Origin of the sequence: Nocardioides zeae (genome assembly GCF_030818655.1) — a bacterium.
Taxonomy (GTDB): Bacteria; Actinomycetota; Actinomycetes; order Propionibacteriales; family Nocardioidaceae; genus Nocardioides; species Nocardioides zeae_A.
In genome coordinates, this window is the sequence record NZ_JAUTAN010000001.1 from 1,223,698 (window position 1) to 1,238,989 (window position 15,292).

Sequence of the window (15,292 nt, forward strand, 5' to 3'; positions counted from 1 at the left end):
GTTCAGCCGAGCTGGGCGAGCACCTCGGCCGGTACGTCGACGCGACCGGTCGTCGCCTCGAGGTCGGCCGTGGTCACGGAGGCCGCCTGCACGTAGGCCGGGGCGGTGCACGTCGGCACCTGGGTGCCGGACCGTGTGTCACCCGGCAGGAGCAGGTTCAGCGTCCCGGTGACGGTCTCGCCGGCCGGCAGGGGGTCGCCGATGACGATGGTCGATCCCGCGGCGTAGTCGCCGATCGCGGGGCCCTCGGCACAGACGAGGCCGAAGGTCGGCACCGCGCCCTCCACGTCCGTCGGGTTCTCGACCACGACCTCGGCGGACACCCACGGACCGCCGGTGTCGCCGCCGACCTCCATCGCGGTGACGGTGACGGAGAGGCCGTCCGGCAGCACGACCTCGTCGCCCACGCCCACCTCGGCGGCGTTCTCGGCGACGGGGTCGGAGGTGGCGGTCTCCGCGGCGTCGCCGCCCGCGTCGTCCGATCCCGAGCAGGCGGAGAGGGCGAGGGTGAGCGCGAGGGTCCCGAGAGCGATCCGCTTCATGGCACGCGACCCTAGCGGCAGCGGTCCCCGGCGTCGGTGACGCCGGGGACCGCTGCGGGTGCCCGGTGCGGTGCTCAGCCGGCCGCGGGCGCGATCTCGTTCGGCGTGACGTCGAGCTCCGTGCTCGCGACGACCTCGCCGGTGGTGAGGTCGACCGCGTGGACGCTGTTGGCGGCGGGCTCGGTCACGTAGGCGATGTCGCCGGAGACCTGGATGGCCGGGTGCGGGTCCTGCCACTCGACCGGGCCCTCCCACGGGGCGATGACGTCGAAGGTGTCGGTGAGCTCGCCGGTGGTCGGGTCGATCACGTGGATCGCGCCGTCGGTGGCGAGGACGTACCCGAGGTCGCCGGGGCCGCGCGCGAGGTCGCGGAAGGTGTACGACGCGCCCTCGGGCAGCGCGACGACGTCGAGCGTGCCGGCCGCGGTGTCGACGAGCGTGACGGCGTCGAGGAGGTAGCCCTCCGCGTCGGGGTCGGTCTTGTAGTCGCCGAGCACGATCGGGCTCGAGTCGGTGGTGAAGGCGTTGCCCATGCGGCCGTAGGGCTGGTCGGGCGCGTCGAGCTTGGTGATGGCGCCGTCCTGGTAGACCAGCGCCCCGTCCTCGCAGCCGAAGACGACGGCCTCGTCCTGGGCCGTGCCCTCGCCGTGCACGCCCGGGCACTCGTCGTTGCGGGCGACGACCTCGCCGGAGGCGTCGCGGACCTCGATGCCGGTGCGGCCGTCGGCGTTGCCGACCGTCGTGAGGAACGTGCCGTCCTCGAGCACGATCGAGACGCCGTGGTGGGCCTCGACACCCGGCACGGTCTCCGCCTCCGGCAGCTCCCCGGCCGCGACGGCGTCCGCGAGGGCGGCGGTCTCGACGATCGTCGTGTCGCTCGTGCCGTCGGCGTAGAGCACCGTCTTGTCCGCGTGCCGCACGACGTGGCCCGGCGTGTCGGCCGGGAACACGAGGTCGGTGAGGGTCGCGCCCTCGGACGTGCCCGCGCCCGTGTCGAGCACCTGGAAGCCGTCGGCCACGGTGACCATGACGTTCCGGCCGTCGCCGGCCGGGTTGAGGCGGGTGAACTCCTCGGAGTCGAGCTCGGCCACGGTCTCCAGCGTGGTGCCGTCGAGCACGAGGATGCCGCCCTCGTGGGCGACGGCCAGGCGGGGTCCGGCGCTCCAGCTGGTCGCGGCCGACGCGGTCGTCCCGTCGTCGGACGGCGAGGCGTCGTCGGAGCCGGACGAGCAGGCGGCCAGCGTGGACAGGGCCAGGGCGCTGGCGGCGCTGAGGGCGACGGACGCCGCGCGGGGTGGGTGGAAGGTGCGCATCGGGTTCCTCTTCATCTGGTGGTGGGTCGGGTGGAGCAGCGCTCAGGAGAGCGCCGCGCCGATGCGCTGCGTGTTGACGCGCATCATCGTCAGGTAGTCGGGGGCGCCGCCGTCGGCGGCGGTCAGCGACTCGGTGTAGAGCTCGACGACCTCGACCTGCACGTCCGCCTCGCTCGCGAGGGCCTGCACGAGCCGATCGGGGGAGGAGGACTCGGCGAAGATCGCCGGCACGCCGGTCTCCTCGATCGCCTCGACGAGGTCGGACAGGTCGGAGGCGGAGGGCGCGGCCAGCGTCGTCCCGCCCGGGATCACCGCGCCGACGACGTCGAAGTCGAAGCGCTGGGCGAGGTACCCGAACACGTGGTGGTTGGTCACCAGGGCGCGCCGATCGGCGGGGACGGCCGCGAAGGCGTCGGTCATCTCCGTCTCGATCCCGACCACCGAGTCCCGGTACGCCGCGACGTCGTCCGCGAGGCGACCGGCGTCGATACCGTCGATGTCGGCGAGCACGGGCTCGAGGGCGTCGAGCACGTCGAGGACGCGGGCGGGGTCGGTCCAGAAGTGCGGATCGGGGGTGCCGGCGGCGTCGCCCTCGGCGTACTCCAGCACCTCGATCGCGTCGCCGGCCACGAACGTGGCGACCCCGTCGTCGGCCGCGGCGTCGAGGTGCTGCTGGAGCCCCTCCTCGAGTCCGAGGCCGTTGGAGACGACCAGGTCGGCGGACCGCACGCGGGCGGCCTCCTGGGCGGAGATCTCGAAGGAGTGCGGATCGGCGTCGGGCTTCATCAGGGTCAGCACCTCGGCCTGGTCGCCGACGACGTTCTCGACGACGTCGCCGAGGATGTTGGTGGAGACGACGACGAGCGGCCCGTCGCCGGAGCCGACGTCGCAGGCGATGAGGGCGCCGGCGGCCAGGAGGGTGCCGGCGAGGGCGGCGAGGGGGCGGGTACGGCGCACGTCAGCGTCCTGTCTCGGCGGTGAAGCGGGGCTCGGTGTCGGTGGTGAAGGACCGTGCGACGCGGGCGTCGTCGGCGACGTCGATCTCGTGCAGCTGCTGCTCGACGGGGCCGGACAGGTAGGTGCGCTGCTGGTCGGCGACGAGGGCCGGGGTGCGGCCGGCCGCGAGCGAGGCCGCGACGAGCGGCTCGGTCTCCGCCAGGAGCGTCCCGTCGGCGCCGTCGAGCACGAGCACGCGGCCGTCGGACGCGAGGGCCACGACGTGCTCGTCCTCGTCGTCCACGGCGGTGACGTGCGCGAGGGGAGCCGGAGCGGGGAGCAGGGTCCAGGAGCGCTGGCGGGTGTCGAGGAGCCACACGCCGTCGGCGCCCTCGGGTCCGGCGAGCGCGGCGACGGTGGGTCGACCCTCGCGGTTCGCGAACGAGGTGGCGGGGGCCGCCGTCGTACCGGCCGGGTAGGGGATCCGCTCCACCGTCAGCTCGTCGTCGACGACGGTCGCGAGGAGCGCCCCGTCCGCACAGCCGACGACGGCGCCGACGCGGGTCGTGAGGGTGCCGGAGGCGCCGGCGCAGGTCTCCTCCAGCCCGGTCGGCTCGCCGTCGGCGGTGTAGCCGCGCACGGAGCCCGCCGTGCCGCCCTCGCCGGGGGCGGTCACGAGCGCGAACGACCCGACCGGCACCACCAGACCGGCGTGCGGCTCGGTGTCGAGACGGAACCGCTCGACCAGGTCGCCCTTGGAGAGCGCCTCGGTGTCGAGCAGGACGGCCTCGCCGGAGTCCGCGAAGTAGAGGCCGGTGCCCGACGTCGTCGAGGAGTTGGTGGTGGCGACCGTCGCCGTGCCGTCGCCGCTCACGGCGCCGACGAGGCGGGGCTCCGCGCGGTAGTAGTGGAAGTGGTCGACGTGGTCCCAGGTCCAGCGCCCGCTGTCGACCACCTCGACCCCGGCGTCGGTCTGCACGAAGAGGTAGCGGCCGTCGCTGACCATCGCGCTCGGGGCGCCGACGGTGCCGATCTCGGTGGTGCTCTCGTCGAGGAGGTCGAGGTGCGTCACGGTCCCGGTCGGGTCGACGGTCGTGAGGCCGACCGGCGGCTCGGCGACCTCGGCGGCACCGGCGACCGCGCCGTGGCCGTCGCCGGAGGTCGGCGCGGCTCCGTCGGCCGTGTCGGGCCCGTCGCTGTCGCCGGCGGCACAGCCGGCCGCGGTCAGCGCCAGCGCGGCGGTGAGGGTGAGGCGGGAGAAGCGGGGGAGCACGGGTTCCTCTCGGTGGGGAGGGGCGGGGTGGACGGGTCAGGCGGCTGCGGGAGACCGCTCGGCGCGCGCCGGGACCGGCGCAGGTCGGAGCGCCGCGACGCCGCGGCGCAGCAGCCACGACAGGCAGGCGATCGCGATCGCGGAGGCGGCGACGGACGCGCCCGCGGCGGTGGCGGCGTGCCACGACACGAGGAGGCCCGTCGCGACGGCCACGGTCCCGAGCGCAGCGGCGAGCGCCATGCGGGTGGGGAGACGCACCGTCCAGTGGCCCGCGGCGACGGCGGGCGCGAGCAGCAGGCCGACGACGAGGAGCGAGCCGACGGCCTGGTAGGACGCGACCACCGCGAGCGTGACCAGTCCGACGAGCGCGGCCTGGGCGAGACGGGGCCGGAGGCCGAGGACGGCGGCGATGCGCGGGTCGACGGCCAGCGCCACGAGCGGGCGGTGAGCGAGGATCGCGACCGCCAGGCCGACGGCGGCCGCGCCGGCGAGCAGCACGACGTCGACCGGGGCGATCGCGAGGATGTCGCCGAAGAGGATCGCGGTGGCATCGGTGGCGAAGCTCCCCGAGTGGGAGATCACGATGACGCCCAGCGCGAGCATCGAGACGAAGAGCAGGCCGATGCTCGTGTCGTAGGACAGCGAGCCGCGCCGCTGCAGGACGCCGATGCCCAGGCTCATCACGACGGCGCTGAGCGCGCCGCCGACCAGCGCCGGGGCCCCCAGCACGGTCGCGAGCGCGACGCCGGGCAGCATGCCGTGGGCCAGCGCCTCGCCGAGGAAGGCCATCCCGCGCACGACCACCCACGTGCCCACCACGCCGCACAGCACGGCGACGAGGGTGCCGCCCAGCAGCGCGCGCTGGAGGAACGCGAGGGTGAACGGCTCGAGGAGCCCGTCGACGAGGAAGGTCACGGGCCGGGACCCTAGTCACAAGTGGGAATGATTATCAAAAGCGCTAGGGTGGGGCCGTGCCTGCTTCCCCTCCTGCCGTCCAGCTGCGCGACATCCGCGTCGACTTCGGTGCCCGGGCCGCGCTCCGGGACGTGACGCTCGACCTCCACGCCGGCGCGGTCACCGTCGTCGCGGGTCCCAACGGCGCCGGAAAGTCGACGCTCCTGGAGGTCGTCGCGGGCACGCGGGTGCCGACGCGCGGCTCGTGCTCGACGCGGGGGACGACGGCCTTCGTGCCGCAACGAGCCGGCGTCTCGGACCTGCTCCCGATCACCGTCCACGACGTCGTGGCGGTCGGCACGTGGGGTCGGCTGGGGGCGTGGCGTCGCGCCGACGCCGCGGCGCGGGCCGCCGTGGACGAGGCCCTGCACCGGCTGGGGATCGCGGACCTGCGGCGTCGCCCGTACGTCGCGCTGTCCGGCGGGCAGCGCCAACGGGCCCTGCTGGCCCAGGGGGTCGTGGCCCGGGCCGACCTGCTGCTGCTCGACGAGCCCACCACGGGACTCGACGCGACCAGCGGCGGACGCATCCGGGCCGTGATGGCCGAGGAGGCGGCGCGAGGGGCCGCGGTCGTGTGCGTCTCCCACGATCCCGCGGTGCTCGCGGCGGCGGACCGCGTCGTGACGCTGGCGGACGGTGAGGTCGCGGGCGACACGCTGGCCGCCGGAGTCGTGGCCCCAGCGCTGCGGAAAGCGGCGCGCTGAGGCCACGACCCGTCAGGCGAGGGTGAGGGGGACCCGCCCCGTCACGAGGTGCTGCGGTCGCGACTCGTGGCCGGGGGACACGCCGAAGCGCCGGTCGAGCTCGGCGACCTCGTCGAGCCGCTCGGTGCGCACGTCGACGAGGCCGGCGGCCTCGAACGTCGCGACGAAGGCGTCCACGTCGGCGGCGGTCGCCAGGGGGAGCGCCGCCTCCGCGCCGAGGTCGTAGGTGCGGCCGAAGGCGTCCGGCCCGGCGGCCGACTCGACCGCGACGCCGCGGTCGATGCCGCCGGGGTACCAGTTCGCGTCGACGCAGGCGATCGTGCCGCCGGGTCGCACCAGGGCGCTCCAGGCGCGGAGCGCGTCCACCGGCTCCCGCAGCGTCCAGAGCAGGTAGCGGCTGGTGACCGCGTCGTACGGCGCGTCCCGGACCTCGTCGGTGTCCCCGGGGCGCACGGCGTCACCGCGCACGAACCGCGCGGCCGGCCGGCCCTCGCGGCGTCGTCCCTCGGCATCGCGGCGGGCCTCGGCGAGCATGCCGTCCGCGCTGTCGAGGCCGAGGACGTCGTGGCCGAGCTCGGCGAGCACGTGGGCGACGTAGCCCGACCCGGTGCCGACGTCGAGCACCCGCAGCGGCCGCGGACCGAGCGCGTCGCGCCACACCCGCGTCCAGAGCTCGCGGTCGAGCGCCGCCCGGTCGCCCTCGACCTGGCGGCGGTGGTACGCCGCGGCGCGGCTCGTCCAGTAGTCGTCGAGGCGCTGCTGGAGGGCGCCCCCGTGCGGGGCGGTCGTCGTCTGGTTCATGCGGACTTCCTCACGTCGATCCCGGTGGTGGCCTTGCGGAACAGCAGGTGGAGCTCGCCGTCGAGGTCGACGCGGCGCACCTCGACCCCGTAGACGGGTTCGAGGACCTCGGGCACCAGCACCTCGTCCGGGGTGCCCTGGGCGACGACGCGTCCCGCCTCGAGCAGCACGAGGTGGTCGCAGTAGCGCGCCGCGAGGTTGAGGTCGTGGAGCACGACCACCACGCTGGCCGGCAGCGTCGCGACCAGGTCGAGCACCTCGTGCTGGTAGCGGATGTCGAGGTGGTTGGTGGGCTCGTCGAGCAGGAGGTGCTCGGCCTCCTGGGTGAGGGCCCGCGCGATGAGCACGCGCTGCTTCTCGCCGCCCGACAGCCCGGCGTACTCCCGGGTCGCGAGGTGGAGCGCCCCCACCCGGCGGAGCGCTGCCGCGGCGACGTCCCGGTCGTGCGCCGTGGGCCGGGACGAGAGGCCCTGGTGGGGCAGCCGGCCGAGGAGCACGAGGTCGGCGACCCGCATCGGCAGGTCGCCGCTGTGCTCCTGGACGACGACCGCGACCTGGCGGGCCAGGGCGGTGCGGGAGACGGCCCCGATGTCGGCCCCGTCGAGCTCGACCCGCCCGTCGGCGGGCTGGAGCGAGCCGTACAGCGTCCGCAGCAGCGTCGTCTTGCCGCTGCCGTTGGGGCCGACGAGCCCCACGGTCGCGCCCGCCGGCACCCGGAGGTCGACGCCGTCCACGACGACGACGTCGCCGTAGCGGTGGGTGACGCCCCGCGCCTCGATCACCGGGTCTGCTCCAGGAAGTCGACGACCAGCTCGAGGCCGTCGACGGCCAGCGGGGTCGGCGGCTCGGCGTGGTTGAGCAGCAGCGGCAGGACGGCGTCGGTCTGCACGGCCCGCAGGGTGTCCGCACCCGGGAGGGAGGTGAGGGCCTCGGTGACCTCGGCCGGGTCGCCGTCGCTGCGGAGCAGGATGACGACGTCGGGGTCGCGCGCGACGATCTCCTCGGCGCTGACCTCGAACACCCGGTCGCCGACGTCGCCGAAGACGTTCTCGAGGCCAGCGGCCTCCACGAGCGGGGCGGACATCGAGCCGCGTCCGTAGGCGTAGGTCACGCCGCCGCCGACGGTCGGGTAGAGCACGGCGACGCTGCGGTCCTCGTCGGCCGGCACGCGGGCCTCGATGGCCGCGACCCGCTCCTCGAGCTCCGCCACGTAGGCGTCCGCCTCGTCGGCACGCTCGAACACCTCGCCGTACAGCCGCACCTGGTCGTAGACGTCGTCGAAGGTCGCGTCGCCGTCGAGCGACCCGCAGAACGCGGGCTCCTCGACCAGTGCGACGTCGTTGGCGGCCAGCGTGTCCCGCGTGACGGTGTCCGTCTGGCCCAGCACGAGGTCGGGCGTCTGGGCGACGACCTCCTCCCGCGAGATCTGGAGGTGACCGCTGGTGTCGGTGCGGTCGGTCAGCAGCGGGACGTCCTCGATGGCGGCGAGGGTGTCCGCGTCGTAGTAGTCCGCCGGGTAGACCCCCGCCCGCGCCACCACGCGGTCGAGCACGTCGAGCCGGTGGAGCGTCACGGCGGCGGCGCTCTTCAGCATCACGACCCGCTCGGGCGCGCCGTCGAGCTCGACCGTGTCGCCGCAGTTCTCGACGGAGATGGCGACGTCGTCGCCCTCCGTGCCGCACGCGGCGAGCGGCGCGAGCAGGAGCACCGCCGCGGCGGTCGTGGCGGTACGGCGGACGGTCGCGCTGGGCGGGTGGCTCACGGTTCTCCTGGGGGTGCGGTGGGGTCGGCTCACGAGGGCACGGCCTGGAAGCGGCGGACGAGGAACAGCAGGAAGGGGGCGCCGACGAGCGCGGTGATGATGCCGATCGGGATCTCCTGGGGTGCCAGGAGCGTGCGGGCCAGCACGTCCGCCCAGACCAGGAGGATCGCGCCGAGGAGCGCGGCCACGGGCACGACGGCGCGGTGGGCGCCGCCGACGAGGCGGCGTGCGAGGTGGGGGATGACGAGACCGACGAACCCGATGCTGCCGGCCATCGCGACGAGCACGCCCACGAGCAGCGAGACGCCGATGAGGAGGAGGCTCCGGAACCGCTCGGGGTGGATGCCGAGGGTGAGGGCGGTCTCGTCGCCGACGACGAGTGCGTCGAGACGGCGGCCGGTGAGCACGAGCAGGGCGGCGGCGGCCGCGACCACCGCGACGACCACGGCCAGCGGTCCGTTCCAGCCGGCCAGGCCCAGCGACCCGAGCAGCCAGAACATCACCGACCGCGCGCCCTCGGCGGAGTCGGAGGCGAAGATGAGGAAGCTGGTGGCCGCGGACAGCGCGTAGCCGATGGCCACCCCCGCCATGAGGAGCCGGACCGAGGTGATCCGCCCCGCGGAGCGGGCGACGAGGAACACGAGGGCCGAGGCGACCAGCGCCCCGAGGAACGCGCTGCCCTGGAGGGCGTAGTCGCCGAAGGCGGCACCCGCACCGAAGAGGATGGCGCCCGCCGCCCCGCAGCTCGCGCCCGAGTTGATGCCGAGCACGTAGGGGTCGGCCAGGATGTTGCGCACCATCGCCTGGAGCACGACGCCCGCCATCGCGAGCCCGGCCCCGACGGCCGCGCCGAGGACGACCCGCGGCGCGCGGATCTGCCAGACGATCGCGTCGTGGCGGGACTCCCACGTGACGTCGCCGAGCCCCGTGAGGTGGTGCAGGACGATGCGGAACGAGTCGCCGGGGGAGACCGCGACCGGCCCGGCGCCCACGCCGACCACGAGCGTCCCGACGAGCGCGGCGGTCAGTCCGAGCACCCACAGGGCCGTCCGGCGGCGTTGGGCGCCCAGGCCCAGCAGGTCGGCGTCGTGGTCGTCGAGCGGTGCCGCCGCGGCGGCCGACGGAGTGGGGGCGTGGTCGAGGATGCTCACGACTGCCCGCGGCTGGTTATCGCGAACAACATGCAACAAGCCTCGCACACGGCGGGGCTCGTGCCCCTACCCGGTCCGACAGGTCAGGCGAAGATGTCGAGCAGGTCCCGGACGGAGGTCTCGGTCTCGGCGGGGTGGCGCAGGCGGAGGTCGGTGTTGAGGCTGTAGGCGTTGCGCCGCCCGACCTTCTCCTTCGTGACGTAGCCCGCGACCTCGAGGTCCTTGAGGATCGCCTGGGCCGCGCGCTCGGTGATGCCCACGACGGCGGCGATCTCCCGGATGCGCGCCGCGGGATCCCTGCTCAGGGCGACCAGGACGTGACCGTGGTTGCTGAGGAACGTCCACCCCGGCGCATCGCTCGACGACATGGCCGCACTGTAGTGGGGACGTGACGCAAACCACGGATAGAGGAACCTGGACACACGTATTCAGATTCCGGTTTCATGGTTCACATGAACCCTCTCGTCGTGACCCGTCGGGTCCTCTGCACCGTCATGCTCGGAGCTCTGGCCGTCCTCGTCGTGGGGGGAGTGGTGCGGCCTCCCGACGAACCGTCGACCTGGCTGCGGCTCGCGCTCGCGGCGTACGTCGGGGTGCTCGGCTGGCTGGTGGCCGGTTACGCCGCGACGAACCTCCGCGGCCAGGCGCGTGCGACCCGCTTCGCGGTGCTGCTCGTCGTCGCCGTGGGTGGGCTGCTCACGATGGTGTCGGCCGACGACCTGGTCCTGTCGGCGATCGGATGGACCGTGAGCGGCGCTGCGACTGCGGCGCTCGTGGCGCACCGCGGCGACGCGGCGGCCCGCCGCGCCGCCCGGGTCGTCGCCAGCCGGTTGGCGTGGGGTGACGCGGCCCTGTGGCTCGCGGTCGCCGTCGTGCTCGCCGGAGGTGGGTCGCAGGTGGGTACGGCGCTGGCGAGCGTCCTGCTGGCGATCGCGGTGCTCGTGCGGTCGGCGTCGGTGCCCGTCCAGCGGTGGCTGCCCGAGACGGCGGAGGCGCCGTCCCCGGTGTCCGCGCTGCTGCACGCCGGTGTCGTCAACGGCGGTGCGATGTTCGCCCTGGTGCACTGGTCGGTGCTGGCGGCGTCCCCCGGGGCGCTGGTCGTGCTGGTGGCCGCCGGGGTCGTGTCCGTCGCCGCCGGGCTCACGGCCCTGCGCCTCCGGCCCGACGTGAAGGGTCGGCTGGCGGGATCGACGACGGCCCAGATGGGGCTGGTCGCCGTCCAGCTCGGGCTGGGGTTGCCGGCGGCGGCGCTCCTGCACGTGCTGGGGCACGGATGCTGGAAGGCGTGGCTGTTCCTCCGCGCCGGCGGAGCGGTCGATCGTGCGCGCACCGCGACGGGCGGCTCGGACGGTCCGGCGCGCGTCCACCCGGCGCTGGTGGTCGGTGCCGTGGTCGGCGTCGGTCTCGCGGTCGGCACGGCGGCACCGGGGCTCGCACTGCCCGCCGCGCTGACGACGGCAGTGGCGGTCGTTGCGCTGGCCGAGGTCCGGCGGCTCCGTCGCACCGGCCGTGGCGCCCGCGTGCTCGCGGGTGTCCTCGCTGTGGGCGTCCCGGCGGCGTACGTCGGCCTGGTCGCCCTCGTCGACCCCGTCGTGCACGGCGCGTTCGACCGGGGCCCCGCCTCCGCAGCGCACCCGGTGCTCGCGGCGGCCGCGGCCGCCCTGGTCGTCGGCATCGGGCTCGCCGCCTCCCGGCTGACCCCGGGGAGCAGCGGACCCGTCGCGACGGCCGCGGCCGCGACCCTGCTGCCCCCGGGTGCGTCGATGCCGGGCAGGGTGCGCCCCGCCGCGACGGAGCCGTCGGTGCTGCCGGGCGGCCTCCCGCCGCACCAGCTCGGGACGGTCGTCGCCATCGCGGCCACGACGGTCGGTCCGGCGTGGCCGCTGCGCTCCCTCGTCGCGGCCAACCCGCTGGCCCCGCTCGAGAAGCTGGCGGTGGAGGACGCGGCCGCCACGGTGAGGATCCTGCACGGACGCGACCCGCGACCCGCGCTGTCGACCTTCCTCGACCTGCACGCGCAGGGCCTCGTCAGCGACTCGGCCGTGCGGCGCTCGCTCGCCGAGCAGGAGCCGGCCGGCGGCGGGTCGCTGTCCGGCGCCAGCCCGACCGACCTCGTCACCTTCACCCGGGCCTGCGCCGCCCGGGTTCCGGCGGGGGGTCCGGCGGTCGCGCCGGTGCCCGTCCGGGCCTGCGACCGGATCACGGTGCGCCGGGGTCGCCGTCCGGGGGAGGTGCTCGACCTGCACGTGGCCGCCTGGGCTGCGCGCGCCTGGGGCTCCGCGAGCGTGGACGGTTCGTCGCCGCAGGACCCCTGGTCGTTGTGGCTCGCGTCGGCCCGGCACCGCACCTACGACGTCGCGTGGCGGATGCCCGGGACCTCGGTGCTGACCCGCTCGCTGCCGGACGACCCTGCCGCGGCGATCGCCGCGCTGTGGCCCCAGGTCGGCACGCTGGTGGGGGAGACCGACCTCTACACCTACCTCGCCGCCACCTTCGCCGCCGGTCGCGGTTGGGCCGCCCACGCGTGCTGGCGGGACCGGGCGTCGGAGGACGCGGGGGCGCTGCTGCAGCTCGTCGCCCTGGCCCTGGCGCTCGACGTCGTCATCGCCCGCGCCGCGCTCGACGGTCGCGGTGGCCGCGTGGCGGCGCCCGTCCCGAGCGACGGCGCCCGCGACGAGGACGCAGCCACGACGGCGTACCTCGTCGGTGTCTGGCAGCGTGCCCTCGACCTCACGACCCGTGACGGGGTCCTGCGCGACCTGGCCGCGGCGCCGTCCTCCGCCCCGCAGGGCGGGGCGGCGCCCGAGGCCGCCGCGACGGCGGGGCGCGTGCACTCCGTCTGGTGCATCGACGCGCGCTCCGAGCGGATCCGCCGGCACCTCGAGGCCCGGGGTGGGCACGAGACCTACGGCTACGCGGGCTTCTTCGGCGTCGCCGCGCGGCACCGCGACGCCTCCGGCGCGGTCGTCGACCTGTGCCCCGGCATCCTGCGCCCTGCGGTCACGACCGAGGAGCGCCCCAGCCTGCTGGGCACGTCGACGGCGGTCCGGCAGCTGGCCGGGCGCATCGGGCAGCACCCCGCGGCCGCGTTCGGCTGGGCCGAGATGAGCGGGGTGCCGGCCCTCCTCGGCACGGTGGGCGCCACGCTGGCTCCCGGTCGGTGGCGTGCGCTCACCGAGCCCGCCCGTCCGGCCGTGCCGCCGGAGCTCGGGCCGCTGCCGCACGAGGTCGCGGTGGAGACGGCCGCGCAGCTGCTCGTCGCCACGGGTCTCGTCGCGCGGCTCGGCGACGGTTCCTCGGGCCCCGAGCCCCTCGTCGTCGTCGGCCACGGGTCGAGCACGGAGAACAACGCGTTCGCCTCGGCGTACGACTGCGGGGCGTGCGGCGGCAACAGCGGACGGGTCAACGCCGTCCTGGCGGCGACCGCGCTGAACGACCCGCTGGTGCGGGTCGCGCTGGCCGAGCGCGGGCTCGTCGTCCCGGACTCGGTGGTCGCCGTGGCGGCGGTGCACGACACCACGACCGACCGCGTCGTCCTGCTGCGCCGCAGCGCGGAGGAGCCGCCCGAGCTCGCGGCGGTGCTGGACGCCCTCGTCGACGACCTCGCTCGGGCAGGCGGCGCGACGAGCACCGAGCGTGCCGCCGCACTTCCGACGGCGGGACGGCGCCGGCGGCGGTCCGGGATCGTCGACCGCGGTGCCGACTGGGCCGAGTCGATGCCGGAGTGGGGCCTCGCCGGAGCCCGGGCGCTGGTGGTCGGTCCGCGTCGCCTCACCGCGGGACGGGACCTGGGGGGTGCGACCTTCCTGCACTCGTACGACGCGGGCCTCGACCCCGACGGTCGGGTCCTCGAGCAGATCATGACCGGCCCGCTGGTCGTGACGCACTGGATCAGCGCGCAGTACTACTTCTCCGCCGCGGCTCCCGACCTGCTCGGTGCGGGGGACAAGACGACGCACAACGTCGTCGGCGACGTCGGTGTCCTGACCGGGGCCCACGGCGACCTGCGGGTCGGTCTGCCGTGGCAGGCGGTCGCCGGGCGTGATCCCGGTCCGGACGGCGCGGCCACCGACCTGCGCCACGTGCCGGCCCGGCACCTGGTCGTGCTGGCCGCCGATCCTGCGCACGTGCGCTCCATCGTCACCCGGCACCGCCAGCTCTGGGAGATGGTGGGCAACGGCTGGGCACAGCTCGTCGTCATGGATGCCGACGGAGGGTTCCTCGAGCTGGACCGGCAGCTGTCCTGGCAGCGCTGCTGGATGCCGACGGGCGCTCCTGCGGCACCGGCACGCCGCCCGGCCGCACCCGCGGACCGGTCACGGTCGACGGCGTCCTGACGGGGCGGGGGCCTCGTCGTCCGGAGGACGGCGAGGCCCCCGCCACCACGAGGGTGACGGGGGCCGGGTGCGCCGACCTTGCGGGGTTGGCTACGGGATCGAGGCTACCGCGACCGCCCAGCGATCGCCGTCGCCGTGGTGCGTTCCCGGGTCAGGGGGCGTCGCCACGCTCGGGCGCCGTGATCTGAGCGGTGTCCTCCCACTGCCGACGGACGTCGAGCGAGGGTCGGTTGTTCACGAGCTTCTGCGCATACCAGGCTGCTTCCACCCCGATGCCCGTGAGGACGTCGGGCTCGGCGCCCTCGCAGCTGTTGTCGAAGCGGAAGAGGACGTACTCCTGCGTCGTCGACCAGGTGATCGGCAGCGACCGGGCCGTGTTCCCGTTCCAGCTGTTGCAGCGCGAGCCCATGGCGGGCTTGCCCGTCCGCGTGTCCCAGGTGATGAACGCCGAGTGCGGGTAGGCCGAGATGTCCATGTCCTGGTAGGCCCGGCGGTCGCTCGCCTTGCTGAACCCGAAGAGGTCCGCGATGTTGACACGCACGTAGGTGATCGCCTCCGTGCGCTGCACCCCGACGCTGAGGATGTCGACACTGCGCGGCAACGCGCGGCTGTCGGGCAGGGGTGGCGGCGTGAACGCCGGGCCGGCGCTGTCGACGTAGACCATGTGGACGTCGCCGGCGGGCTCGGGGTAGAGACCGGACGGGAGCGGCTCGGCAGCGGCGTGGGCCGTGCCCGTGAACGCCGTCCCGACCACCGTCGCGACCACGGCTGTCGCCCTGATCGACCATGGATGCACGTGTCCCCCTGCGGCTCGAAGATCGATGGGCTCGAGACTAGGGCAGGAGCTGCCCTCGGGAACACGGAAACGCCTGCACGTTCGCGACGGGCGGTGGACGATGACCCGGTGAGGACGGGTGTGTGGGCGGGGTTCTCCCTGGTGGCGATGACGTGCGTCGGGTGTGGAGCCGACCCGGAGTCGGCTCCCGCGGCCGAGGTCACGGTGACGGCGACCGCCACCGCGACGGCCACGGTGACGGTCACGGCGACCGCCGCCCCGGAGTCGTCGGCGACCGCACCGGACGCGCCGGGAGCCGGGCTGGAGCAGGTCAGCCTCGAGGTGGCCGACGACGGGTGCGGGGTGGTGCGCGGCGAGACCGAGCCCTACGACTACGACAACCTGACGTGGGTCGTGCGCGACGAGAGCGGGTTCGAGGTGCTGGGACGGAACGCCCTCGGCGAGACGCAGTACCGGTACTACCAGTCCGGGACCTACACCGTGCAGCTGCAGGCGTTCGCCGGGGACCGGTACGTCGCGGTCAGCGAGACCGTCACGATCAGCTGCTGACGGCGGGAGCCTCGATGGTCCCGCGGTAGACCGCGCTCGTCGTGATGAGGCGTCGGGTTGGTGACCGTCGCGTCCCATGTGAGCCAGCGGACCGACGGACGGCGCAGCAGAAAGGGTCACGGACGACAGGCACCGGTGAGATCTGGCTGTCGTCCGTGACCCTTCTTGCCTCTC

The 15,292-nt window shown here is 75.0% G+C and carries 14 protein-coding genes; 3 read left to right on the forward strand and 11 right to left on the reverse strand.

Features of this window, described 5'->3' with window-relative positions:
• Positions 1 to 2: 2 nt before the first annotated feature.
• The 5 genes from QE405_RS05845 to aztB form a co-directional block, all read right to left on the reverse strand.
• Positions 3 to 542, reverse strand: coding sequence for a hypothetical protein (locus tag QE405_RS05845; RefSeq protein ID WP_307199272.1), 540 nt, complete (start codon positions 540 to 542; stop codon positions 3 to 5).
• Between the two features lie 74 nt (positions 543 to 616).
• Positions 617 to 1,855, reverse strand: a complete 1,239-nt coding sequence (gene aztD / locus QE405_RS05850; protein WP_307199273.1) for a zinc metallochaperone AztD — start codon at positions 1,853 to 1,855, stop codon at positions 617 to 619.
• Between the two features lie 42 nt (positions 1,856 to 1,897).
• Positions 1,898 to 2,812, reverse strand: a complete 915-nt coding sequence (gene aztC, locus QE405_RS05855; protein WP_307199274.1) for a zinc ABC transporter substrate-binding protein AztC — start codon at positions 2,810 to 2,812, stop codon at positions 1,898 to 1,900.
• A gap of 1 nt (position 2,813) precedes the next feature.
• Entirely contained in the window at positions 2,814 to 4,064 is a 1,251-nt protein-coding gene (locus tag QE405_RS05860; protein WP_307199275.1) for an ABC transporter, read from the reverse strand.
• 36 nt (positions 4,065 to 4,100) lie between these two features.
• On the reverse strand, positions 4,101 to 4,979 hold the full coding sequence (aztB, locus tag QE405_RS05865) for a zinc ABC transporter permease AztB (protein ID WP_307199276.1): 879 nt from the start codon (positions 4,977 to 4,979) through the stop codon (positions 4,101 to 4,103).
• A gap of 56 nt (positions 4,980 to 5,035) precedes the next feature.
• On the opposite strand from aztB, the gene aztA reads away from it, so the two are divergent.
• A complete protein-coding gene (gene aztA, locus QE405_RS05870; protein ID WP_307199277.1) occupies positions 5,036 to 5,722 on the forward strand; it encodes a zinc ABC transporter ATP-binding protein AztA in 687 nt (228 codons plus the stop codon).
• A gap of 12 nt (positions 5,723 to 5,734) precedes the next feature.
• Here the strand turns inward: aztA and QE405_RS05875 are convergent, their stop codons facing one another.
• From QE405_RS05875 to QE405_RS05895, 5 genes are all read right to left on the reverse strand, one after another.
• Positions 5,735 to 6,523, reverse strand: coding sequence for a class I SAM-dependent methyltransferase (locus QE405_RS05875; RefSeq protein ID WP_307199278.1), 789 nt, complete (start codon positions 6,521 to 6,523; stop codon positions 5,735 to 5,737).
• A complete protein-coding gene (locus QE405_RS05880; protein WP_307199279.1) occupies positions 6,520 to 7,305 on the reverse strand; it encodes an ABC transporter ATP-binding protein in 786 nt (261 codons plus the stop codon). The genes QE405_RS05875 and QE405_RS05880 overlap by 4 nt, the downstream gene beginning before the upstream one ends.
• Complete coding sequence (locus QE405_RS05885; RefSeq protein ID WP_307199280.1) at positions 7,302 to 8,285, reverse strand: ABC transporter substrate-binding protein; 984 nt, start codon at positions 8,283 to 8,285, stop codon at positions 7,302 to 7,304. The genes QE405_RS05880 and QE405_RS05885 overlap by 4 nt, the downstream gene beginning before the upstream one ends.
• Positions 8,286 to 8,314: 29 nt before the next feature.
• Positions 8,315 to 9,436 carry a FecCD family ABC transporter permease gene (locus QE405_RS05890; protein WP_307199281.1) on the reverse strand — a complete coding sequence of 374 codons (1,122 nt, stop codon included), beginning with the start codon at positions 9,434 to 9,436 and terminating at the stop codon, positions 8,315 to 8,317.
• Between the two features lie 83 nt (positions 9,437 to 9,519).
• A complete protein-coding gene (locus tag QE405_RS05895; protein ID WP_307199282.1) occupies positions 9,520 to 9,804 on the reverse strand; it encodes a helix-turn-helix transcriptional regulator in 285 nt (94 codons plus the stop codon).
• 84 nt (positions 9,805 to 9,888) lie between these two features.
• On the opposite strand from QE405_RS05895, the gene QE405_RS05900 reads away from it, so the two are divergent.
• The gene (locus QE405_RS05900; protein ID WP_307199283.1) at positions 9,889 to 13,773 is read left to right on the forward strand and encodes a putative inorganic carbon transporter subunit DabA; all 3,885 of its coding nucleotides are present in this window, start codon (positions 9,889 to 9,891) and stop codon (positions 13,771 to 13,773) included.
• A 151-nt stretch (positions 13,774 to 13,924) separates the two neighbouring features.
• Here QE405_RS05900 and QE405_RS05905 read toward each other — a convergent pair whose 3' ends face one another.
• The gene (locus QE405_RS05905; protein WP_307199284.1) at positions 13,925 to 14,539 is read right to left on the reverse strand and encodes a hypothetical protein; all 615 of its coding nucleotides are present in this window, start codon (positions 14,537 to 14,539) and stop codon (positions 13,925 to 13,927) included.
• Positions 14,540 to 14,677: 138 nt separating this feature from the next.
• On the opposite strand from QE405_RS05905, the gene QE405_RS05910 reads away from it, so the two are divergent.
• Positions 14,678 to 15,118 carry a hypothetical protein gene (locus QE405_RS05910; protein WP_307199285.1) on the forward strand — a complete coding sequence of 147 codons (441 nt, stop codon included), beginning with the start codon at positions 14,678 to 14,680 and terminating at the stop codon, positions 15,116 to 15,118.
• The last annotated feature ends 174 nt before the right edge of the window (positions 15,119 to 15,292 follow it).

Coding starts and splice junctions, on each gene's coding strand:
- QE405_RS05845 (WP_307199272.1), bottom strand. CDS start 542: ATGAAGCGGATCGCTCTCGGGACCCTCGCGCTCACCCTCGCCCTCTCC.
- aztD (WP_307199273.1), bottom strand. CDS start 1,855: ATGCGCACCTTCCACCCACCCCGCGCGGCGTCCGTCGCCCTCAGCGCC.
- QE405_RS05875 (WP_307199278.1), bottom strand. CDS start 6,523: ATGAACCAGACGACGACCGCCCCGCACGGGGGCGCCCTCCAGCAGCGC.
- QE405_RS05895 (WP_307199282.1), bottom strand. CDS start 9,804: ATGTCGTCGAGCGATGCGCCGGGGTGGACGTTCCTCAGCAACCACGGT.
- QE405_RS05900 (WP_307199283.1), top strand. CDS start 9,889: ATGAACCCTCTCGTCGTGACCCGTCGGGTCCTCTGCACCGTCATGCTC.